At 70.4% G+C, this 20357-nt stretch carries 21 protein-coding genes; 6 read left to right on the top strand and 15 right to left on the bottom strand.

Annotation, left to right across the window (positions count from 1 at the left end; genetic code table 11):
- Together ABFC67_RS10575 and coq7 are read left to right on the top strand one after the other, a co-directional pair.
- Positions 1–530, top strand: a 530-nt coding sequence (locus tag ABFC67_RS10575) for a (Fe-S)-binding protein (RefSeq protein WP_346737994.1), incomplete at its 5' end; no start/stop codon positions are given.
- Complete coding sequence (coq7, locus tag ABFC67_RS10580) at positions 527–1171, top strand: 2-polyprenyl-3-methyl-6-methoxy-1,4-benzoquinone monooxygenase (RefSeq protein WP_346737995.1); 645 nt, start codon at positions 527–529, stop codon at positions 1169–1171. The genes ABFC67_RS10575 and coq7, both read left to right, overlap by 4 nt.
- A 91-nt stretch (positions 1172–1262) precedes the next feature.
- On the opposite strand, the gene ABFC67_RS10585 is transcribed toward coq7, so the two are convergent.
- Positions 1263–1748: a hypothetical protein gene (locus ABFC67_RS10585; RefSeq protein ID WP_346737996.1), complete on the bottom strand. Its 486-nt coding sequence runs from the start codon at positions 1746–1748 to the stop codon at positions 1263–1265.
- A gap of 157 nt (positions 1749–1905) precedes the next feature.
- The gene (gene speD, locus ABFC67_RS10590; protein ID WP_346737997.1) at positions 1906–2688 is read right to left on the bottom strand and encodes an adenosylmethionine decarboxylase; all 783 of its coding nucleotides are present in this window, start codon (positions 2686–2688) and stop codon (positions 1906–1908) included.
- Between the two features lie 380 nt (positions 2689–3068).
- On the opposite strand from speD, the gene crp reads away from it, so the two are divergent.
- Complete coding sequence (gene crp, locus ABFC67_RS10595) at positions 3069–3746, top strand: cAMP-activated global transcriptional regulator CRP (protein WP_346738014.1); 678 nt, start codon at positions 3069–3071, stop codon at positions 3744–3746.
- A gap of 16 nt (positions 3747–3762) precedes the next feature.
- Here the strand turns inward: crp and ABFC67_RS10600 are convergent, their stop codons facing one another.
- From ABFC67_RS10600 to trpE, 8 genes are all read right to left on the bottom strand, one after another.
- The gene (locus ABFC67_RS10600) at positions 3763–4470 is read right to left on the bottom strand and encodes a haloacid dehalogenase-like hydrolase (RefSeq protein WP_346737998.1); all 708 of its coding nucleotides are present in this window, start codon (positions 4468–4470) and stop codon (positions 3763–3765) included.
- A 2-nt stretch (positions 4471–4472) separates the two neighbouring features.
- A complete protein-coding gene (trpC, locus tag ABFC67_RS10605) occupies positions 4473–5267 on the bottom strand; it encodes an indole-3-glycerol phosphate synthase TrpC (RefSeq protein WP_346737999.1) in 795 nt (264 codons plus the stop codon).
- A gap of 361 nt (positions 5268–5628) precedes the next feature.
- Complete coding sequence (gene trpD, locus ABFC67_RS10610) at positions 5629–6663, bottom strand: anthranilate phosphoribosyltransferase (RefSeq protein WP_346738000.1); 1035 nt, start codon at positions 6661–6663, stop codon at positions 5629–5631.
- 142 nt (positions 6664–6805) lie between these two features.
- Entirely contained in the window at positions 6806–7405 is a 600-nt protein-coding gene (locus ABFC67_RS10615) for an aminodeoxychorismate/anthranilate synthase component II (RefSeq protein ID WP_346738001.1), read from the bottom strand.
- A gap of 172 nt (positions 7406–7577) precedes the next feature.
- Positions 7578–9629 carry a TonB-dependent copper receptor gene (locus ABFC67_RS10620; RefSeq protein WP_346738002.1) on the bottom strand — a complete coding sequence of 684 codons (2052 nt, stop codon included), beginning with the start codon at positions 9627–9629 and terminating at the stop codon, positions 7578–7580.
- A 66-nt stretch (positions 9630–9695) separates the two neighbouring features.
- Complete coding sequence (locus ABFC67_RS10625; protein ID WP_346738003.1) at positions 9696–10070, bottom strand: DUF2946 domain-containing protein; 375 nt, start codon at positions 10068–10070, stop codon at positions 9696–9698.
- A gap of 178 nt (positions 10071–10248) precedes the next feature.
- Positions 10249–10734: a hypothetical protein gene (locus ABFC67_RS10630; RefSeq protein WP_346738004.1), complete on the bottom strand. Its 486-nt coding sequence runs from the start codon at positions 10732–10734 to the stop codon at positions 10249–10251.
- A 1-nt stretch (position 10735) separates the two neighbouring features.
- On the bottom strand, positions 10736–12211 hold the full coding sequence (trpE, locus tag ABFC67_RS10635) for an anthranilate synthase component I (protein ID WP_346738005.1): 1476 nt from the start codon (positions 12209–12211) through the stop codon (positions 10736–10738).
- A gap of 337 nt (positions 12212–12548) precedes the next feature.
- Between trpE and ABFC67_RS10640 the strand changes: the two genes are divergently transcribed.
- Complete coding sequence (locus ABFC67_RS10640) at positions 12549–13430, top strand: hypothetical protein (protein WP_346738006.1); 882 nt, start codon at positions 12549–12551, stop codon at positions 13428–13430.
- An 88-nt stretch (positions 13431–13518) separates the two neighbouring features.
- Here the strand turns inward: ABFC67_RS10640 and ABFC67_RS10645 are convergent, their stop codons facing one another.
- Positions 13519–15519 carry an ATP-binding protein gene (locus ABFC67_RS10645; RefSeq protein WP_346738007.1) on the bottom strand — a complete coding sequence of 667 codons (2001 nt, stop codon included), beginning with the start codon at positions 15517–15519 and terminating at the stop codon, positions 13519–13521.
- 562 nt (positions 15520–16081) lie between these two features.
- A complete protein-coding gene (gene pdsR / locus ABFC67_RS10650; protein WP_346738008.1) occupies positions 16082–16771 on the bottom strand; it encodes a proteobacterial dedicated sortase system response regulator in 690 nt (229 codons plus the stop codon).
- Between the two features lie 349 nt (positions 16772–17120).
- Between pdsR and ABFC67_RS10655 the strand changes: the two genes are divergently transcribed.
- Positions 17121–17243: a hypothetical protein gene (locus tag ABFC67_RS10655; RefSeq protein WP_346738009.1), complete on the top strand. Its 123-nt coding sequence runs from the start codon at positions 17121–17123 to the stop codon at positions 17241–17243.
- A 58-nt stretch (positions 17244–17301) separates the two neighbouring features.
- On the opposite strand, the gene rpe is transcribed toward ABFC67_RS10655, so the two are convergent.
- From rpe to ABFC67_RS10670, 3 genes are read right to left on the bottom strand one after another with little or no spacing between them, the layout of a single operon-like run.
- Positions 17302–17976, bottom strand: a complete 675-nt coding sequence (gene rpe, locus ABFC67_RS10660) for a ribulose-phosphate 3-epimerase (RefSeq protein WP_346738010.1) — start codon at positions 17974–17976, stop codon at positions 17302–17304.
- 20 nt (positions 17977–17996) lie between these two features.
- Positions 17997–18782 (bottom strand): co-chaperone DjlA, encoded by a 786-nt coding sequence (gene djlA, locus ABFC67_RS10665; protein ID WP_346738011.1) that lies wholly within the window; start codon positions 18780–18782, stop codon positions 17997–17999.
- Positions 18779–19093: a c-type cytochrome gene (locus ABFC67_RS10670; RefSeq protein WP_346738012.1), complete on the bottom strand. Its 315-nt coding sequence runs from the start codon at positions 19091–19093 to the stop codon at positions 18779–18781. Before ABFC67_RS10670 ends, djlA begins: the two co-directional genes overlap by 4 nt.
- Before the next feature lie 103 nt (positions 19094–19196).
- On the opposite strand from ABFC67_RS10670, the gene ABFC67_RS10675 reads away from it, so the two are divergent.
- Complete coding sequence (locus ABFC67_RS10675) at positions 19197–20093, top strand: phosphoribosylaminoimidazolesuccinocarboxamide synthase (RefSeq protein WP_346738013.1); 897 nt, start codon at positions 19197–19199, stop codon at positions 20091–20093.
- The last annotated feature ends 264 nt before the right edge of the window (positions 20094–20357 follow it).

Below are 20357 nucleotides of genomic sequence, written 5' to 3' on the forward strand. Positions count from 1 at the left end.
AAACGGCCGGCGCGCGCGCGGCCGAAGTCCGCGCGCTGTGGCAAGCGGCCGGGGCGCAGCGCCTGGTCAACGCCACGCCCGGCTGCCTCGGCACGCTGCGCGAGGCGCTGCCCGGCGTCGCCGCCGAGGACGCGCTGACCCTGCTGGACCGCGCCGGCGCCGCGCTGCGCTTCCGCCCGCTGGCCGAACGCGTCGCCGTGCACCTGCCGTGCACGGCGGTCAACGTCGCGCGCAGCGACGGCGCGACGCTGCGCCTGCTCGCGCGCGTGCCCGGCCTGGAAATCCTGCCGCTGCCCGCGGAACCCGGCTGCTGCGGCGCCGCCGGCAGCCATCTGCTGGAATTCCCGCAGCGCGCCGCAGCGCTGCGCGCGACCAAGCTGGACCAGGCTGCGGCGCTGGCGCCGCGGCGCCTGCTGAGCGGCAACATCGGCTGCCGGCTGCACCTCGAAGCCGGGCTGCGCGAGCGCGGCGCGGCGCTGCCGGTCGAACACCCCCTGACGCTGCTGGCGCGGCAGCTGGAGTCCCCATGAGCGACGTACGCACCCTGTCCCCGCTGGACCGCCTGCTGACCGGCATCGAGCGCGCGCTGGAGACGACGCTGGGCGATCCGCCCGCGCACCGGCCCTCGCCCGGCGCGGAGCTGCCGCAGCCGGAACTCGCCGAGGACGAGCGCCGCCACGCCGCCGGCCTGATGCGCGTCAACCACACCGGCGAGGTCTGCGCGCAGGCGCTGTACGAGGGCCAGGCCGCGCTGGCGCGCGACGCGGCCACGCGCCGCCACCTGCTCGCCGCCGCCGCCGAGGAGAACGACCACCTCGCCTGGTGCGGCGAACGCCTGCGCGAACTGGACAGCCGCCCCAGCGTGTTCAACCCGCTGTGGTACGCGGGCAGCTTCGCGATCGGCGCCGTCGCGGCCGCGGTGGACGACCGCGTCAGCCTCGGCTTCGTGGTCGAAACCGAGCGTCAGGTCGAGGCGCACCTCGGCGCGCACCTGAAGCGCCTGCCGGCGCAGGACGAGCGTTCGCGCGCGATCCTGCGCACGATGCAGGCCGACGAGGTGCGCCACGCCGACAACGCGCGCACGCGCGGCGGCATCGACCTGCCGCCGCCGGTGCCGTCCCTGATGCGCCTCGCTTCCGCAGTGATGAAGGCCGTGGCCTACCGGCTGTGACGCCGGCGGCTGGCGAGGACGCTCGGCGAAGCGGCGGCGGCACCGGCGTCGCCGGTTCCGCCCTGCCGGCCCTGACGTCGGCGGCGGGCGCTTACGGCTTCAGCGCCTTCCAGGCCGGATCGATGAAACGCACGCCGTAGTCGTTGTAGGCGGAGATCGTCTCCAGCGCGGCGTCGCGGTGCGCGGTGGCGTCGAGATCGGCGCGCTTCAAGCGCCCGGCCGCGGCGAGCATGCGGCCGATATAGCCGTGCAGCGTCGCATCGGCATCCTGCGGCAGGCGGCATTCGCGGATCATCGTGGCGACGCGCGTTTCCACCTCCGCGCCGAGCGCGGCGTAGCCGGCGGCGTCCAGGCGGCCGGCGTGGATCGCCGGCAGCTGCGCCTCGAAGGCGGCGCGGATCGCGGCCATCTCGCGACTCAGCGGCGCGTCGGCCTTGAAGCGTGCGCGGGTGGCGGCGGAAGCGGCGTCGGCGTGCGTTGCGTACGCCGCGTGCGATTCGTGTTCGTGCTGCGCCAGCGCCGGCAGGGCGGCGGCCAGCAGCAGGGCAAGCGGCAGGGAAGCGAGGCGGGCGTTCATGATCGGACTACTCCGGGGGGCTCGGAAGGCAGCGTAGCCCGCAACGCCGCCGCCGGCCTGACCCAAATCAATCGCAGGCGCAGCACCGTGTCGCAACCCCGCAAACGCGAAGCCCCGCACGCGGCGGGGCCTCGCAAGCCGCTGCGGCGACGCCGGCTCACATCAGGTTGCGGCCGTGGAACAGCTCCTCGATCTCGCGCTTCAGCAACGCCTCGATGCGCTGGCGCTCCTTGAACGAGAGGTCGTCGGCGTGCGCCTCGAACAGGTAGGTTTCGAGGTCGAAGTCCTTGATGTGCATCTTCGTGTGGAACATGTTTTCCTGGTACACGTTGACGTCGAACATCTCGTACTTCTGGCGGATGTGCCTGGCCAGGTAGTCCTGGATCGAGTTGATCTTGTGGTCGATGTAGTGCTTCTTGCCGCGCACGTCGCGGGTGAAGCCGCGCACGCGGTAGTCCATCGTCACGATGTCCGACTCGAAGCTGTCGATCAGGAAGTTCAGCGCCTTCAGCGGCGAGATCACGCCGCAGGTGGCCACGTCGATGTCGGCGCGGAACGTCGCGATGCCGTTGTGCGGATGCGTTTCCGGATAGGTGTGCACCGTGATGTGGCTCTTGTCGAGGTGCGCCACCACGGCGTCGGAGATGACGTCCTTGCCGAGCTTCTCGACCACCGGATGTTCCGAGATCAGGATCGTCACCGACGCGCCCTGCGGGTCGTAATCCTGGCGCGCGACGTTGAGGATGTTCGCGCCGATGATCTCCGCCACGTCGGTGAGGATGCTGGTCAGGCGGTCGGCATCGTAGGTGTCGTCGATGTACTCGATATAGCGCTGCCGCTGGTCCTCGGACACGGCATAGCAGATATCGTAGATGTTGAAGCTGAGGGCCTTGGTCAGGTTGTTGAAGCCCTGCAGCTTGAGACGTGGCAGTGGTTTCACGGTAGCAGCGTTCTCTTGGCGGCGGTTGGCGGCCTGGGTCGCGGCGGGTTAGCGACAAGTGTCCCCGCACCTTACTTGCAAGCCAAAACGCGGAGACGCACCCCGCAACCCTTGTGGCGGAACGCTGCTGCGCCCGCGCGTCGAAGCCGCGGATTATGCGGCAAGGGGGCGGGCTTGTGAATCGAACGCCGGTCACGCCGCGCCGACGCGCCGGCGCGCCCGGTTGGACGCGGGACTTCACATTTGGTTTAAGATCGTGACAATCGTGCCGTAAGGCGCGGATGCGCCTGCCGCCACCGGTACCGCCGGGCGGCGCCGCGCGATGCCGCCGCCCCCACCCAGCCGAGGAACGGACTGTGGCCCCTCACCAGCTCAAGTACATGCTGCAACAGGCCTTCGACCGCTCCAGCGCGCCGGTCCAGCTCGCCCCGGACCCCGCTTCGATGGAACGCTTCCTGGCGATGTGCCATCGACGCCGTTACCCGGGCAAGACCGCGATCATCCGCCCCGGCGACCCGGCCAACACGCTCTACTACGTGATCGAGGGCTCGGTCACCGTCTGCACCGAGGACGAGGAAGGCCGCGAGCTGATCCTCGCCTACATCAACCGCGGCGAGTTCATCGGCGAGATGGGCCTGTTCATCGAGCAGGCGCAGCGCGAGACGATGGTGCGCACCCGCCTGCCCTGCGAGCTGGCCGAGATCAGCTACGAGCGCCTGTTCAACCTGTTCGCGGGCCCGCTGCGCGACGAATGCCCGAAAGTGCTGTTCGCGATCGGCCTGCAGTTGACCAACCGCCTGCTGCGCACCTCGCGCCAGGTCAGCCGCATGGCGTTCATGGACGTCACCACGCGCGTGGCGCGCACCCTGATCGACCTGTGCCTGGAGCCGGACGCGATGACGCACCCGGAAGGCACGCAGATCCGCATTTCGCGCCAGGAGATCAGCCGCATCGTCGGCTGCTCGCGCGAGATGGTCGGCCGCGTCCTCAAGCAGCTCGAGGACCAGGGCATGATCAGCGTCTCCGGCAAGACCATCGTGGTGCGCGGCACGCGCTGATCCGGCCGCAGCCCGCTCAGCCCCAGTAGGCCACCTGCACGCGCTCGCCCAACGAGCGCCCGAAGCGGACCAGCGCGCGCGGCGACGGGTTGACCAGCACGGCGCGCTCGGCGCCGGCCAGCATCGGCAGGTCGGCCAGCGAATCGCTGTAGGCCGCAGCCCACACCGGCACGATGCCGCGCTCGGCCAGGCTGCGCAGCTTGGTCGCGCCGTAGTTGTGCGGCACCGCGCGGATGCCGAACAGGCCGGCGCGCACGCGCGTGCCGATGCGCTCGACGGCGTCGAGACCAAGCTCGTCGAGGATCGCGCCGAGCAGCGTCTCCTCGGTGGCGCTGACGATCAGCACGCGATCGCCCGCGGCGAGGTGCCGGCGCAGCGCCGTCACGCCCTCGCGCAGGAACGCGCGCGGGCGCCGCGCCAGCGCGCGGCCGAACGCATCGGCCTGGGCGCGGAAGCGCGCTTCGCTGCAGCCGAGCGTGGCCAGGCGCGTGCACGCGCGCGCCAGCCACATCTTGCCGCGCACCGTGCGCAGCAGCAGCGGCACGAACGGCAGCAGCGGCAGCAACGGCAGCAGCCGCCAACGCGCGCGCGCGAAGCGTTCGCGCAGGAACATCTCGTAGCTGTCGCCGCGCACCAGCACGCCGTCGAAGTCGAACAGCACCACGCGCCGCGCGTCGGCCCGCTCCGCGCCGGCCGACGCGGCATCCGCCTCCATCGCGTCCATGCTCAAGGCGTCGCGAACAGGCGGCGCAGTTCGGCGCCGGGGTCGGGCGCCCGCATGAACGCCTCGCCGACCAGGAACGCGTGCACGCCGGCAGCGCGCAGGCGCGCGACCTCGGCCGGCGCGTGGATGCCCGACTCCGTCACCAGCAGGCGATCGTCCGGCACGCCGGCGCGCAGGCCGAGCGTGGTTTCCAGGCGGGTTTCGAAGGTGCGCAGGTTGCGGTTGTTGATGCCGACCAGCGGCGCCGGCACGTCCAGCGCGCGCTCGAGTTCTTCCGCGTCGTGCACCTCGAGCAGCACGTCGAGGTCCAGCTCGGCGGCCAGCAGGGCGAGTTCCAGCAGCGCGGCATCGCCCAGCGCGGCGACGATCAGCAGGATCGCGTCGGCGCCCAGCGCGCGCGCCTCGTAGACCTGGTACGGATCGATGGCGAAGTCCTTGCGCAGCACCGGCAGCGCGCAGGCGGCGCGCGCCTGTTGCAGGCAGGCATCGGACCCCTGGAAGAAATCGACGTCGGTCAGCACCGACAGGCAGGCCGCGCCGCCGGCTTCGTAGCTGCGCGCGATTTCGTCGGGGCGGAAATCGGCGCGGATCACGCCCTTCGACGGACTGGCCTTCTTCACTTCCGCGATCACCGCGGCCTCGCCCGCATCGACCCTCGCCTCCAGCGCGGCGGCGAAGCCGCGCGTCGGCGGCAGGTCGGCACAGCGCGCCGACAGCTCGGCCAGCGGCAGGCGCGCGCTGCGCTCGCGGATCTCCGCGACCTTGCGCGCGAGGATGCGTTTGAGGATGTCGTCCATGGAGCGGGAGACGGGAAGCGGAAAACGGGAAACGCCATTCTATGACACGCGGCGAAGTGCCGGCGCGACCGGCCAAGGCATCAAGAGATCGTTGCGCCGCGCGCGTGCTGCGGCTGGCGCCGCTTCCCGGCTTCCCGCACCCGCCAACGCAGAGAGGGAAGGGTGAGGGGCACGCGCAGCGCGTGCCTTGCGGCGGGGCGAAAGCGGTGGTCCTGCGGACGCCGCCGCCTTCTTACCCCGCCCCCCGCCCCGCCGGGGAGAGGGCGACGAACGGCGCGCGATACGGAGCCCGCGTAGCGCGAAATCGCCGCGCGGCAGTGTTCCCGCCATGCACGCCGTCGCGCGGCACAAAAGCGATTTTTCAGCGGCCGGCGAGGCGCCGCGTGGCGGCGACGAAGGCGTCCAGCCTGGCGCGCGCCGCGCCGCTCTCCAGCGCCGCACGCGCGTGCTCGATGCCCTCGTCGATGGAATCGGCGATCCGCGCGGCGTACAGCGCGGCGCCGGCGTTCAGCAGCACGATGTCGCGGGCGACGCCGGGGCGGTTGTCCAGCGCCTGCAGCAGCATCGACTTGGACTCTTCCGCGCTCCCGACGCGCAGGTTGCGGCTGGAGGCCATCGCGAAGCCGAACGCTTCCGGCTCGATCTCGTACTCGCGCACGTGGCCGTCCTTCAGTTCGCCGACCAGGGTGGCGCCCCCCAGCGAGATCTCGTCGAGCCCGTCGCGGCCCCACACCACCAACGCACGCTGCACGCCGAGGCGTTCCAGCACGCGCACCTGGATGCCGACCAGGTCGGGGTGGAACACGCCCATCAAGATGTTCGGCGCGCCGGCCGGGTTGGTCAGCGGCCCGAGGATGTTGAACAGCGTGCGCACGCCCATTTCCTTGCGCACCGGCGCCACCACCTTCATCGCCGGATGATGGTGCGGCGCGAACATGAAGCCGATACCGGTTTCGCGCATGCACGCGGCGACCTGCGCGGGCGCGAGGTCGATCGCCGCGCCCAGCGCCTCCAGCACGTCGGCGCTGCCGGATTTCGACGAGGCGCCGCGGTTGCCGTGCTTGGCCACGCGCGCGCCGGCCGCCGCGGCGACGAACATCGCCGCCGTCGAGATATTGAAGCTGTGCGCGCCGTCGCCGCCGGTGCCGACGATGTCGACCAGGTGCGGATGCGGCTCCAGCTCGACGCGCGTCGCCAGCTCGCGCATCACCCGCGCCGCGCCGGTGATCTCGCCGACGGTTTCCTTCTTGACGCGCAGCCCGGTGACGATCGCCGCGACCATGGCCGGCGACACCTCGCCGCGCATGATCTGCCGCATCAGCTCGATCATCTCGTCGTGGAAGATCTCGCGATGCTCGATCGTGCGCTGCAGCGCTTCTTGCGGGGTGATGGGCATGGAGGCGGTCCTGTCGAATGCAAAGCCCCTCTCTCCCTCGGGAGAAGGGTTGGGGCGAGGGTGCGGGCGAAGCGCGGCGTTGTGCTTCGCCCGCACCCTCACCCGCCCCTGTCGGGCACCCTCACCCGAGAGAGGGGAAACATCATGCGGCCCGCGCCGGCAGCGGCCGGTCGAGGAAATTGCGCAGCAGGTCGTGGCCGTGCTGCGTGAGGATCGACTCGGGATGGAACTGCACGCCCTCGATCGGCAGCGTCTTGTGGCGCAGGCCCATGATCTCGTCGATCGAGCCGGCGGCGCGCTCGGTCCACGCGGTGACCTCGAGGCAATCGGGCAGCGAGTCCTGCTCGACCACCAGCGAGTGGTAGCGCGTCGCCTCGAACGGATCGGGCAGGCCTGCGAACACGCCCGCGCCGCGATGGCGGATCGGCGAGGTCTTGCCGTGCATGATCGCGCTCGCGCGCACCACCCGGCCGCCGAACGCCTGGCCGAGCGCCTGCAGGCCGAGGCAGACGCCGAAGATCGGAATCGCGCCGCGCAGCTCGCGCAGCAGCGCCAGCGACACGCCGGCATCGTCCGGCGTGCCCGGCCCCGGCGAGATCACGATGCGCTCGGGCGCCAGCGCGCGGATCGCCGCGACGTCCAGCGCGTCGTTGCGCACCACCTTCACCTCCTGCCCCAGCTCGCCCAGGTACTGCACAAGGTTGAAGGTGAAGCTGTCGTAGTTGTCGATCATCAACAGCATGGGGATTCCCTGCGGATCGGCCCGCGGCGTGGCGCCGGCCGGGCCGCCATCGTAGCGAGCAACCAGCCACCGGGGCGGAAGGGATCCATTGTGCGGGACGACGCCTGCCGCCGCCAGCGTGACCGCGGCGGTCGGCGGCGCGGAGGCATGCCGCCTCCGCGCCCCGCGCTTCCTAGAACTTCGCGTTGAGCTTCAGCCAGGCGGTGCGCCCCGGTTCGTTGACGCGCACCGTGTTGGCGTAGCCGACCAGGCCGACCGGTGCCGCGTTGACGTGCTCGGCATAGGTGCGGTCGAACAGGTTGTCGATGCCGGCGCCGAGCGTCAGTGCGTTCGACAGGCGCACGCCGCCGTTCAGCGAGAACACGCCGAAGCCGCCGCTCGGGCCGAGGTCCTGGCCGACGATGTTGCCCTCGCCGACAGCGACGCGGCTCTGTGCTGTCGCGCCGCGCCACAGCGCGCCCAGCGACCACGTGCCGGTGTCGTAGGTCAGGCCGAGGCGCAGTTCCAGCGGCGGCATCTGCGGCAGCGGCCGGTGCTCGTCGCGGTTCTCGCCCCAGGTGTAGGCCAGCGTGGCGTCGGCCTTCCAACGCTCGGCGAAGGCATAGGCGACGCCGGCCTCGCCGCCGGCGATGCGCGCGGCGACGTTGCTGGCGTAACTCGGCGAACCCATGCCGCTGCCGTAGTGCAGCAGGATGAAGTCGTCGACCACGCCGGCGTAGCCGGACACCCAGGCCTCCAGCCGGCGGTCGCGGTAGCGCAGGCCGACGTCGAGCTGCGTGGTCTTCTCCGGGCGCGTGCCGAGGAAAGCGCCGAGCGACTTGTCGACGTGGCCGCCGAACAGCTCCCAGAAATCGGGGAAGCGCTCGACATGGCCGACGCCGGCGTAGAACGTCGCCGGCATCGCGGCGAAGTCGCGCTCGTAGCGCGCGAAGCCGGAACGCAGCAGCGCATCGCGGCTGGCCTCGACGGCGGGACCGTTCATGCCGGTGCGGAGGCCGTAGCCATGCGCGTAGGCGCGGTCGGCGCGCAGGCCGGAAACCAGGCGCTGCCGCGGCGCGAAGGTCCAGCGCAGTTCGCCGAACGCGCCGACCGTGCCCATGCGTGCGTCGCGCTGGCGCGGCTTCGCGCGGTAGTCGCCCAGCATGCTGCCCGGCGGGCCGCCGACGCGGCCGGTGTGCACGTTGCGCGCGCCGTCGATGCCGGCGGTCAGCGTCACCGCCTCGCCCCACGCGAACGTGCCGGCGACGCGGCCGCCGACGGTGCGGCGATCGACGTCGCTGGCCATCGCCATCGGCATCATGCTCGACGGGTCCGGATCGCGCAGCGTGTAGTTGTCCATCACGTGATCGGCGTAGTTGGTGTACGCCTTCGCCTCGAGCTTGGCGAACACCTCGCCGAGGTGCGTGCGCTCGAAGTCGAGGCCGAGGCTCTCGCGCAGGAACTGCACGCCGTCCATGCCGCTGAACGCGTACGCGGCCTTGCCGTCGCCCTTGCCGGCGGAAAGCTGCACACGGGTGTCGTCGTCCGGCGTCCAGCCGAGCGCGACGTCGCCGTTCCAGCGGTCGTAGCGCGAGTGCACGCGCTGGCCGTCGCCGTCCTCGTAGTCGTCGGCGTGCGTGTGGTTGCCGGTGGCGCCGAGGTAGAACGTCGGCGTGCCGGCGCGCACGTCGAAACTCTGGTCGTTGCGGCCCCAGGAACCGCCGAGCAGGCTGCCGTCGAACGACCAGGCCGGTTCGGTGTAGCGGTGGAAATCGTGTTCGAACAGCACCAGGCCGGCGGAATTGCCCGGCCCGTAGAGCACGGTTTCCGGGCCCTTGATCACGACCACGCGGTCGTACAGTTCGGGCGACAGATACGCGGTGGGCGGATCCATGCGCGACGGACAGCCGCCGGCGATCTGTCCGCCGTCGCTGAGGACGCTCAGGCGCGAGCCGGCCATGCCGCGCAGGATCGGATCGCCGTTGCTGCCGCCCTTGCGGATCACGGAGAAGCCGGGGATGGTCTTGAGGAAATCGGCGCCGTCGCTGGCCGGCACCGGCTGGCGCGGCGCCTTCGGATCGGTCACCACGGTCAGCGGATCGGTCTGCATCGGCGCGGTGACGACGATGGGTTGCAGGTTCTGCACCGACAGCGCGTCGGCGTGCGCGACAGCGCCGAGCGCCAGCGCGATGCAGGTGGCGAGAGGGCGCACGCGCGCGCGCCCGTTGCTTGCGGGAGTCTTCATGGACGGTACTCGAGGGTTCGCAACGCCACGCCCGGTGCTGGCGCACCGCGGCGGGATCGACGTGGATCAGGCGTCGGCGAACGTCGGCGGACCGCGCGGGCGCGCCGCCAGCGGCGAGTGCGCGGGAACGCGGCCGAGATCGCGCCGCGCGGCGACGAAGCGCGGCGGCGCGGGAATCGGCAGGAACGGCGTGACCGCCGCGACCAGCAGCGGGCTGTGCACGAACAGGCTGCAGTAGCCGCACTTGTCCAGTGGCGTGTGCGGGTCGGGCGCCGGCGCGGGATGCGCGCCCGGATGGTGCATGTCGCAGCCCGCCATCGCAGCGGGCACCATCGCCGCACCCGGCAGCAGTCGCGACACCACCGGCGCGCCGGCGGTCAACGCGATGGCGATGAAGGCCAGCCAGGCAACGACGCGACGATGGCGGAACGAACGAATCAAGCGCGGTCCCTGGGTGCGGCCGCGCGCAACCGGCGCGGCAAACAGTGGAATCATCGCATGCGTCGGCGTGCAGGGTCAGCGGCGAAGTGTCGCGGCATCCTGCGCGCCAGTCAGCCCACACCGGCAGATCGAACGGCCCAGTTCAGCGTTGGCGCTGAATCGCAGCCGCCTGCTGGCCTCAGCGCCGCCACCACCTCAGGCGGTGACTGGCGTGGTCCCAATAGAGGTGGATGCTGTCGCATACACCATCTTCCAGGACGAGGCCATGAGGTCCGGCGATGCGCCGAAAGCCGGGGAGCACGGGAATTTCTTCCTCGCCCGGTTCGTAGGTTGTGTCTTCCGCGCGCAGTGCAACCGCGGCGTCGCAGACCGCATCCTGTCGTCCCGCATCGACCGGAAATCGCAGTATTGTCGCCCGCGAGAACTTCGTCAGTGGACCCTTGGCATAAGCCGCAACGACTTCTGTCGCGGACCTGCCAAGCAGCGCGAAATCCGTCGCGCCGTCTGCATCGAGATCCACCCTCACCGCATGTTGGTCCCATTGATAGCGCTGTGCAGCCGGCGCGGATTGCGAGAGCACCGCCTCCGGTACGGCGCCGGTGGCTGCAGATGTCGATGCTGCCTGGACGGACAGTGCAGCAAAGGCGAACGCACTCAGCACCATTTCAAAGTCCCTGCGCCGCCTTCGCCACCGCGCGGAACAACGCGCGACCCTTGTTCATCGTCTCCTCCCACTCCTTGGCGGGGTCGGAGTCGTGGACGATGCCGGCGCCGGCCTGCACGTGCAGGCGGCCGTCCTGGATCACCGCGGTGCGGATGGCGATGGCCATGTCGGCGTCGCCCCACCAGCCCATCCAGCCGACCGCGCCGGAATAGATGTTGCGCTTGACCGGCTCCAGCGCCTGGATGATCTCCAGCGCGCGCACCTTGGGCGCGCCGGACAGCGTACCGGCGGGGAACGCCGCCTTCAGCACGTCCATGTAGCTCAGACCCTCGCGCAGCCTGCCTTCGACGTGCGAGACGATGTGCATCACGTGCGAGTAGCGCTCGATGCTGAAGGCCTCGCTGACCTCGACCGTGCCGGTGGCGGCGACGCGGCCGACGTCGTTGCGGCCGAGGTCGATCAGCATCAGGTGCTCGGCGCGCTCCTTCGGATCGGCCAGCAGCTCGCGTTCCAGCGCCTGGTCTTCCTCGACGGTGCGGCCGCGCGGGCGCGTGCCGGCCAGCGGGCGCAGCGCGACGCGCCCGTCCTTCAGGCGCACCAGCGTCTCCGGCGAGGCGCCGACCACCTGCGTGCGGCCGAGATCGAGGAAGAACATGTACGGCGACGGATTCAGCGCGCGCAGCGCGCGGTAGACGTCCACCGGCCGCGCACGGAACGGCACGCTCATGCGCTGCGACAGCACCACCTGGAAGATGTCGCCGGCGCGGATGTGCTCCTGCGCGTGGCGCACCGCCGCCTCGAAGCCCTCGCGGGTGAAGCCGGAGACGAAGTCGGCTTCGTCGAGCGTGTCCGGAGCGAGCGTCTCCGGATACGCGGAACCCGATTTGCGCAGGCGGAACGCCAGCGCGTCGAGGCGCCGGCACGCCTGGGCGTAGGCCTGCGGCTCGGCGGCGTCGGCGTGCACGATCAGGTACAGCCGGCCCTTCTGGTTGTCGAAGACGGCCAGCTCCTCGGCCAGCATCAGCAGCGCGTCGTCGGTGCCGAGCTGGTCGGGCGCGTTCCAGCCGGCCAGGCGCGGCTCGATCAGGCCGACGCACTCGTAGCCGAAGTAGCCGACCAGGCCGCCGGTGAACGCCGGCAACTGCGGCAGCCGCGGCACGCGGTAGCTCGCGCGGATCTTCTCGAACTCGCCGAGCGGATCGGCCAGTTCGCGCGTCTCCACGACCTCGCCCAGCTCCTCGACGGTCAGCGTGTGCCCGCGCAGCCGGTACACGCGCCGCGCCGGCAGGCCGATGATCGAGTAGCGCCCCCAGGTCTCCCCGCCCGCCACCGATTCCAGCAGGAAGGTGTACGGACCGTCGGCCAGCTTGAGGTAGACCGACAGCGGCGTATCGAGGTCGGACAGCACCTCGCGCACGACGGGAATGCGCGTATGCCCTTCACGGGCGAGCGCGGCGAATTCGTCCTGGGTGATCACGGCGGCAGGGAATCAGGGTGGGGGCGGAAAGCTTCCACCTTAGCAGGGCGGGGAGCAGCGTGACAGGCGCAAAAGAGATGGACTCATCGGCCGCGGGTGTCCGCTGCGATCGCGCCCGAGCGCGCGATATGCCGTCGGAACCTGACAACGCCAACTGACGCGCCCATTCATGGGTGCACACAATGCGCTCTGATCACGGATTCACATCCCGGATTTTGCGAACCAGGGCACCTCGGCCGAAAAGGGCCAGTGGCGCCACAGATTGACAGCACTTCGACGTACCCTTGGCTCCTCACCGAGAGCCATTTCGAGTGTAGGCGATGCCAGGAAGGGGACCATGGCGAAGTGGAGAGCACTGCTGACTGAAGCATACGGCCGGTTTCATGACGTCATTGAGAGAAGCCAAGCCAATGGGCCTGGCTTGACGCCCTATGACATGGTGAAGCGGGTTGAGGCAATCACAGGCACGTTCCCTTGGTCTTGGGGAGTGCCAAGCGAAATCCAAGAATCCATCAACATCACGAACGCATGGGGCAGCCGGCTACACGAATGGGGAGCCTGGAACAGTGTGCTGGAAGGCTACGACAAGGATGATGACAAGTGGGAGATCGTCAACCACTTCGTTGAGCCTGTCGCGTTCTACTGCATGCTGCAGCCAAGCAGCTTTGCAGATCGCTTGATCATCGTTGCCGAAACCGCGCTGCATCAAGCGAACCTGCGCACGTTCCCAAACGAACCAGATCATTTGGAGCAGGACAATCTCAAGCCGGGGGCCGCGTTCAGACGGTGTGACCGGAAGCGGCAATTGGATCGACTCGGCAGCCGCTGGTCAGCCTACAAACCGTTCCGGCAAGCATTGGATGACGTGAATGATGCGAGCTATCGGGAAGTCAGTCGCAACTTCCGGAACCTGTGTGCGCACTCGTTTGCACCCAGGTTCATGTTTGGGCACATCACTCGTGCCATGCGTTCCTTCGGGCCGCGGGTCGAAATCGTCGCACAACCAGATGGGACCTGCGTTGAGATCGATCACCCGACTAAGAAGGCAGTCCGATACACGATGATCCAACTCTCGCCGCTATCGTTGGTAAGTGCGCGCGGCACCAATCTGGGTGAGTACCAAAAGGCCAGACAGGCCCTGGACAAGTTTTTCGATCTTGTTGACCAGCTATGTGCGCGCCTAGGAGAGCCACTGACGCCTGGTGCCACAGAACCCTAGACGCAAATTATTCCGACCTTTCTCCGTAGCAGACGTTTGACCCCGAAACATCCGCATCGGGTCGAAAGCGACCGGCTACAAATGGAGTTCACACCATCCGCTGCCGCGCCATCCCTCGCAGCAGCAGCGTGAAGGCGACGCCGCTGCCGTCTTCGAGATTGCGCGCCTCGGCGCGGCCGTTATGCAGTTCGGCGACCAGGCGCACGACGTAGAGGCCGAGGCCGAGGTGCGGCGCGGCGGCGCGCGAGGTGGCGTCGCGCAGGCTGACCAGCGAGTCGAACAGGCGGCCGTGCATGGCCGCCGGCAGCGGCGGGCCGCGGTTGGCGACTTCGATGGCGGCGCCGTCGGGCAGCGCGCGCAGGCTGAGGCGGATCCAGCCGTCTTCCGGCGTGAAGGACAGCGCGTTGTCGAACAGCTTGTCCAGCGCCTGCGCGATCAGCTCGGGCGCGCCGTGCAGCGGCAACGGCGACTCCGGCAGCACGCATTCGACGCGGCGCGGCGCGGCCAGGCCGCGGTAGGCCTCGGCGCAGCCGCGCACCACCTGCGCCAAGTCGAAGTCCTCGCCTTCGGCGCCGGCGATGGCGCGCTCCATGCGGCTCGATTCGCTCATCGCGCGCACGATCGCGCCGAGGCGCGCGGCGCCGTCGCGGGCGCGCGCGAGATAGGGTTGCGCCTCGGCCGGCAGCGCGGCGTGTTCGAGGTTGTCGAGCGAGGACTTCACGATCGCCAACGGCGTGTTGAGTTCGTGCGACAGCTTGGACGCCAGCGTGCGCAGATAGTCGGTATAGGCGCCGACCGCGTCGGTGAGGCGCGCGAAGCTGCGCGCGAGATCGCCCAGTTCGTCGGCGGCGTCGGCCTGCGGGAAGGCGCCGTCGAAGCGGCCTTCGCGGCGCACCGCCAGTTCGGCGGCGTCGCGCAATCGGGCGATGCGCAGCGACAGCCAGGTGGCGAAGGCGAACAGCAGGCCGCCGGCGACCACGAGGCCGGCGAAGCTCGCCAGCAGCAGGCCGAGCAGCGCGCGATTGGCCAGCAGCGGCACGCTGCGGCTGGCCTGCTCGAGCAGCAGCGCGCCGCGCGTCTCGCCGTGGTCGAGCAGCGGCACCGCCACCGCCAGCACCACGCTGCCGGGTTCGGTGCCGGCGCGCCAGCTCGCCGCCGGCACGCCGGACAGCGCCTGCCACGCCTCCGGCGCGTCGACGCGCGGCGTGTCCTGCGACAGCGCCTGCGAGCCGCTCAACACCGGTGCGATCAGGCCGCGGTAGACCAGCGCCGACAGCCACGCCGGCGTGCCGCGCACCGCGTCGCGCACGGCCAGCGATCCGTGCTCGGCCAGCAGCCAGCCTTCGGCGCTGACGAGGCGCGCGCGCGTGACGTCCGGCGCGAGCTGCGCGAGTTCGCGCGCCAGCGATGCCGAATACGCCAGCAGCGGGCGCGGCTCGACATCGGCGACGAGGCGATCCGGCGCGTCGGCGTCGTAGGCGTTCAGCGCGAGGCGGTCCGGCATCTGCGCGCGCGCGATGCGCAGCTCGATGCGGTAGCCGCTGCCGTCGTCCTGCCATTCGCCGTCCAGCGGATCGGGCAGGCCGGCCGCCGGCGGATCGAGCGGACGCGCGCGGAACGCGCCGGGCGCGGTGCTGGCGATCAGGTAGCGCTGCTGCGCGGCGCCGCGGCGCAGGGTCAGCACGAGGTGGTCGGCCTGCAGCGCGACAGGATCGTCGGCGTCGCGGCGATTACGCGTCGCGTCCTGCACCTCGGCGTAGAGGTACAGCCATGCGTCGTCCTCGGCGAGCAGCAGGCGCAGCCCGCGCCCGGGCTGCTGCACCCACGGCGTCAGCGGCGCCCAGTCGTCGCCATAGCCGTCGACGACGATCGGCTGCACGACGCGCTGCACGTACCACGCAGCACCGGGCGCCGGCAGCGCCGCATCGGCGACAGTCAACGCCCGCGCGACCGCACGCGCCGAAGCGATCAGCGCCTGCTCCTGGCTGTGCCGCAGCATCTGCTCCATCTGCCGCACGTACAGCAGGCCCACCGCCGGCAGCACCAGCGTGGACAGCGCGACCAGCAGCAGCTTGCGGCGGAGGGTCATGGGTGGCGGGACGAGGAAGACGAGAGACGGGAGACCAGGGACAGGAAGTGCCCAGGGCCCGTCATGCCGGCGAAAGCCGGTATCCAGCGACTGCCGCCGAGGTCCCTCCTGTCCGAAGGCTGGATGTGCTGCGCACCGGTACCCTACTGGATTCCTGCGTTCGCCGGAATGACGGGGAAGGACGCGCGGGCACCTCGGCATACATGCGTGCGCGGGTTACCTCATGGTGCCTGCGTACGCGGGGCGCTTCGACGTGCATGCGCGCGGGCCTTTCCGCGTCAGCCGATGTGGTTTCTCTCCCTCTCCCCGGCGGGGAGAGGGTTGGGGTGAGAAGGTGCCGTCCGCAGGACGGCTGTGCTCTGCGCCCGGTGGTAAAGAGCACGCGCTGCGCGCGTCCCCCTCACCCTGCCCTCTCCCCGCTGGGGAGAGGGGAACAAGCGGCAGCGAGGGGGTCCATGACGCGGCGAGGCGCACTGCAACGGCACGTTTGCCGCGGACGATCTCTTTCCCTACTCCCTACTCCCTACTCCCTACTCCCTACTCCCTACTCCCATCTCCCGTCTCACGGCTTCCAGCGATAGCCCACGCCGTGCACCGTCTCGATCGCGTCGAAGTCCGGCGCGACGGCGACGAATTTCTTGCGGATGCGCTTGATGTGCGAGGTGATGGTGGCGTCGTCGACGACCAGCTCGGCTTCGCGCATCAACTGGTCGCGGTTCTTCACGTGGCCGGGGAAGCGCACCAGCGTGTGCACCATCCAGAATTCGGTGACGGTGAGCGGGATCTCCGCGCCGTTCCAGGTGACGCGCATGCGCTCGGCCTCGAGCTTGAGCGGGCCGTGCTCGATCACCGTTTCGCTGGACGCCGGCGCCTTCAGCGACTCGATGCGGCGGAACAGCGCGCCGATGCGCGCGGCGAGCTGGTGCAGGCTGGTGTCCTTGCTGAGGTAGTCGTCGGCGCCGAGGCGCAGGCCGGAGATCACGTCGAAGTCGGAATCGCGCGCGGTGAGGAAGATGATCGGCAATGTCGCCGACTTGGCGCGCAGCTCGCGGCACAGGTCGAAGCCGCCCTCCGGCTCGTCGCCCAGGCCGATGTCGATGATCACCAGCTCCGGCAGGCGCGTGGCGAACGCATCCGACGCCTCGCGCCGCGAGGCGTAGCCGCGCACCTCGTAGCCGAAGCGCGACAGCGCCTCGACGTAGTTGGCGCGGATCAAGGGTTCGTCTTCGACGATGGCGATGCTTCTGCCCATGGGACCTTCCTGGCGAGGAACGGGATCGGCGCTGCGGCGCGGACGTCGCGCCCTCGATGCACGGGCGCGGCGTCAGCGTGCAGTGCGCCACGTCACGGCGCAAGCGGCTGGCGCGCAATGCCCGCGTTTCGCCAGATCGCGTCGCCATGCTGCCCCGGACGCCGCCGCGCCGCGCCGCACGGCGGCGCTGCAATGGCATCGTCCCTCCTTGCCGTGGAGACGACCGTGGACACCCGTACGACCGACGCCAATACCGATCTCGCCCGCACCTTCGAACCGCTGCGGGTCGCCGTGGCCCTGGGCGCGCTGCTGCTGGGCGTGCTGGTTTCGCTGCGCTGAGGGCACGCCGATGGACGCGCAGCGCTTCCCCGACGACGACGGCCTCGAACGCTGGATGGATGCGGCGGACGCGGACCACGCGACTCCGGCGCCGGCGCAGGACGCGCCCGATCCGGACTGGCAACCCTGCTGAGCTTCCCCGTCGAGCTTCGGCCGGCGCGGCGACCCCGCGCCGGCCGCTTTCTTCGCGCTCAGGCCGACGCCACCGCGCCCTTCATCGCCGCGACCACCGCGCGGTAGTCCGGCGTGCCGAAGATCGCCGAGCCGGACACGAAGGTGTCGGCGCCGGCACGCGCGATCTCGGCGATGTTGTCGGGCTTGACGCCGCCGTCGACTTCGAGACGGATCGCGCGGCCGCTGCGATCGATGATCTCGCGCGCGCGGCGCAGCTTGTCCAGCGCGGCCGGGATGAAGCTCTGCCCGCCGAAGCCGGGGTTGACCGACATGATCAGCACCAGGTCGATCTTGTCGAGCACGTGGTCGAGATAGGTCAGCGGCGTCGCCGGGTTGAACGCCAGGCCGGCCTGGCAGCCGGAGGCCTTGATCAACTGCAGCGTGCGGTCGACGTGCTCGCTGCCTTCGGGGTGGAAGCTGATCAGCGTGGCGCCGGCCTTGGCGAAGTCCGGCACGATGCGGTCGACCGGCTTCACCATCAGGTGCACGTCGATCGGCGCGGACACGCCGTGCTTGCGCAGCGCTGCGCACACCAGCGGGCCGATGGTGAGGTTCGGCACGTAGTGGTTGTCCATCACGTCGAAGTGCACCCAGTCGGCGCCGGCGGCGAGCACGCTGTCGACCTCCTCGCCCAGCCGCGCGAAGTCGGCGGAGAGGATGGAAGGGGCGATCACGCAGGTCTGCTTGGCCATCGTTGTCCTTCGGCGGGGCGTCAGGTGAAGCCGCGCTCGGATTGTATGCGCTCGTAGGCGGCGTTGATCTCGCTGGCGCGCCGCTCGGCGCGGCGGCGCATGTCCTCGGGCAGGTTGCCGAGGCGATCGGGATGGTGCTCGCCGATCAGCTTGCGGTAGGCGCGCTTGATCGCGCGCGCGTCGGCGCCGCGCGGCACGCCGAGCACCGCGTAGGGATCGGGGCCGTCGGGCCGGCGCCGCGGCGGCACGTAGCCGCCGCGGTCCGCGCCGGCGCCGTGCGGCGTCCAGGCGTAGCCCTTCATCGCCATCATCGCCACCAGGTCCATCTCGGTCACGCCCAGCGACCACGCCAGCCGGCGCAGGATCTTCAGCTTCCCGGCGCTGACGCCGTTCTCGGCGAGCACGGTTTCGACGACCATGTCGATCACCGGGAAGGCGTGATCGCGGCGCCCGCCGCACCAATGCTTCAGCTCGCCGATGGCGAGGCCGACGTCGAAGCCGGGCTGCTTGCCGGCGTTGAAGCGCGCGATCGCGCGCTGGCGCAGTGCGGCGTCGAGTCCGAGCCGCGTCATCAGCCGCTCGGCGACGGCGATCTCCGCTTCCGATACGCGCCCGTCCGCCTTCGCCACCGCGCCGAGCAGGGCGAACAGCGGATCGACGTAGCCCTGCACGTCGGCGTGCGGGTGCGGCTTGAGCATGCCCGCATCGACCATGTGGCCGATCGCCGCGAACAGCAGCGCCAGTAGCGGGTTGCGGAACAGCAGCAGGCCGATGGCCGCGCCGATCAGTTTGCCGGCGTATTTCATCGCGCTCCCGCCGCGCAGGGCGCGAGGCCGGCATACCAGTGCGCGAGCTGTTCCAGGTCGGCGTCGCTCAGCGGGCCGAGCGCGGCGCGCATCGCCGGCACGTCGCGCTGGCCGGCCTTGTAGGCGCGCATCGCCTTCAGCAGGTAGTCGAAGCGCTGTCCGGCCAGGTTCGGCGCCTCCGCCACGCGGGCGCGGCCGTCTTCGCCGTGGCAGGCGGCGCACAGGCCGAGGCGGGCGGGCTTGGCGCCGGTTTGCGCCGCGGCGGGAAACGCGGCGGCGGTCAGCGCGGCCAGCAGGAGCAGACGTGTCATCGCGGACCCGGGCGGAAAGTCGCGGCGGATTCTACCAGCGCGGCCGACGCGGCCGGTCGAGTCGCTACAATAGCCGCCCTCTCCATCCGTCGCGGAGCGCGCCGTGCCCACCGTCCTGCACCAGTCGAACCTGCCCGGCCTCGAGCTGATCCATCGCGGCAAGGTGCGCGACGTCTACGCGCTGCCCGGCAACCGCCTGCTGATCGTCGCCACCGATCGCCTGTCCGCGTTCGACGTGGTGCTGCCCGACCCGATCCCGGGCAAGGGCGAGATGCTCTGCCAGATCTCCAATTTCTGGTTCGGCAAGACCGCGCACATCATCCCCAACCACCTCACCGGCACGCCGGTGGCCGGAGTGCTGCCGCCGGGCACCGACGTCAGGCTGTACGCGAAGCGCGCGGTGGTGACCAGGCGCCTGAAGCCGGTGCCGATCGAGGCGATCGCGCGCGGCTACCTGATCGGCTCCGGCTGGAAGGACTACCAGGCCACCGGCAGGCTGTGCGGCATCGCGCTGCCGAAGGGCCTGCGCCAGGCCGAGAAGCTGCCCGAGCCGATCTTCACGCCGTCGACCAAGGCCGCGGCCGGCACGCACGACGAGAACATCGGCTTCGACCAGGTGGTGGCGACGATCGGCGCCGACCTCGCCGGGCAGGTGCGCGCGGCGACGCTGGCGATCTACACCTGGGCGGCCGCCTACGCCGCCGAGCGCGGCATCATCATCGCCGACACCAAATTCGAGTTCGGCACCGACGAGCACGGCAAGCTGTACGTGATGGACGAGATGCTGACGCCGGACTCCTCGCGCTTCTGGCCGGCCGACCAGTACCGCGTCGGTATCAGCCCGCCGAGCTACGACAAGCAGTACGTGCGCGACTATCTCGAGACGCTGGACTGGAACAAGACCGCCCCCGGCCCGAAGCTGCCGCGCGAGGTGATCGAAGGCACCGCCGCCAAGTACGCCGAGGCGCTGAAGCGGCTGGCCGGGATCACGCTCGACTGAAGCGCCGGCGCGTCCGCTGCAACCCCCACGCCGGACCGTAGGGTGGGCCTTGGCCCACCATCGCAACGCGATCGAACGAAGAATGGTGGGCCAAGGCCCACCCTGCAGTTTCCCCCCTGTTTGAGGCGCCGGCGCGGCGCTAGCTGTGATCTCTCAGTAGGTTGTTCACCCGGGGCGAACCCGGGATTCTGGCGGTGCGACCCATTCAGCACCCACAGGAGCCCCGGATGAACCTGCATAAACATGCCCGTCTTACGCCGCGAG

The sequence above is a fragment of the Mizugakiibacter sp. genome (assembly GCF_039680435.1).
Classification (GTDB): Bacteria; Pseudomonadota; Gammaproteobacteria; order Xanthomonadales; family Rhodanobacteraceae; genus Mizugakiibacter.

Coding starts and splice junctions, on each gene's coding strand:
- coq7 (WP_346737995.1), top strand. CDS start 527: ATGAGCGACGTACGCACCCTGTCCCCGCTGGACCGCCTGCTGACCGGC.
- ABFC67_RS10585 (WP_346737996.1), bottom strand. CDS start 1,748: ATGAACGCCCGCCTCGCTTCCCTGCCGCTTGCCCTGCTGCTGGCCGCC.
- crp (WP_346738014.1), top strand. CDS start 3,069: ATGCTGCAACAGGCCTTCGACCGCTCCAGCGCGCCGGTCCAGCTCGCC.
- ABFC67_RS10600 (WP_346737998.1), bottom strand. CDS start 4,470: ATGGACGCGATGGAGGCGGATGCCGCGTCGGCCGGCGCGGAGCGGGCC.
- trpC (WP_346737999.1), bottom strand. CDS start 5,267: ATGGACGACATCCTCAAACGCATCCTCGCGCGCAAGGTCGCGGAGATC.
- trpD (WP_346738000.1), bottom strand. CDS start 6,663: ATGCCCATCACCCCGCAAGAAGCGCTGCAGCGCACGATCGAGCATCGC.
- ABFC67_RS10615 (WP_346738001.1), bottom strand. CDS start 7,405: ATGCTGTTGATGATCGACAACTACGACAGCTTCACCTTCAACCTTGTG.
- ABFC67_RS10620 (WP_346738002.1), bottom strand. CDS start 9,629: ATGAAGACTCCCGCAAGCAACGGGCGCGCGCGCGTGCGCCCTCTCGCC.
- ABFC67_RS10630 (WP_346738004.1), bottom strand. CDS start 10,734: ATGGTGCTGAGTGCGTTCGCCTTTGCTGCACTGTCCGTCCAGGCAGCA.
- ABFC67_RS10640 (WP_346738006.1), top strand. CDS start 12,549: ATGGCGAAGTGGAGAGCACTGCTGACTGAAGCATACGGCCGGTTTCAT.
- ABFC67_RS10645 (WP_346738007.1), bottom strand. CDS start 15,519: ATGACCCTCCGCCGCAAGCTGCTGCTGGTCGCGCTGTCCACGCTGGTG.
- pdsR (WP_346738008.1), bottom strand. CDS start 16,771: ATGGGCAGAAGCATCGCCATCGTCGAAGACGAACCCTTGATCCGCGCC.
- ABFC67_RS10655 (WP_346738009.1), top strand. CDS start 17,121: ATGGACGCGCAGCGCTTCCCCGACGACGACGGCCTCGAACGCTGGATG.
- rpe (WP_346738010.1), bottom strand. CDS start 17,976: ATGGCCAAGCAGACCTGCGTGATCGCCCCTTCCATCCTCTCCGCCGAC.
- djlA (WP_346738011.1), bottom strand. CDS start 18,782: ATGAAATACGCCGGCAAACTGATCGGCGCGGCCATCGGCCTGCTGCTG.
- ABFC67_RS10670 (WP_346738012.1), bottom strand. CDS start 19,093: ATGACACGTCTGCTCCTGCTGGCCGCGCTGACCGCCGCCGCGTTTCCC.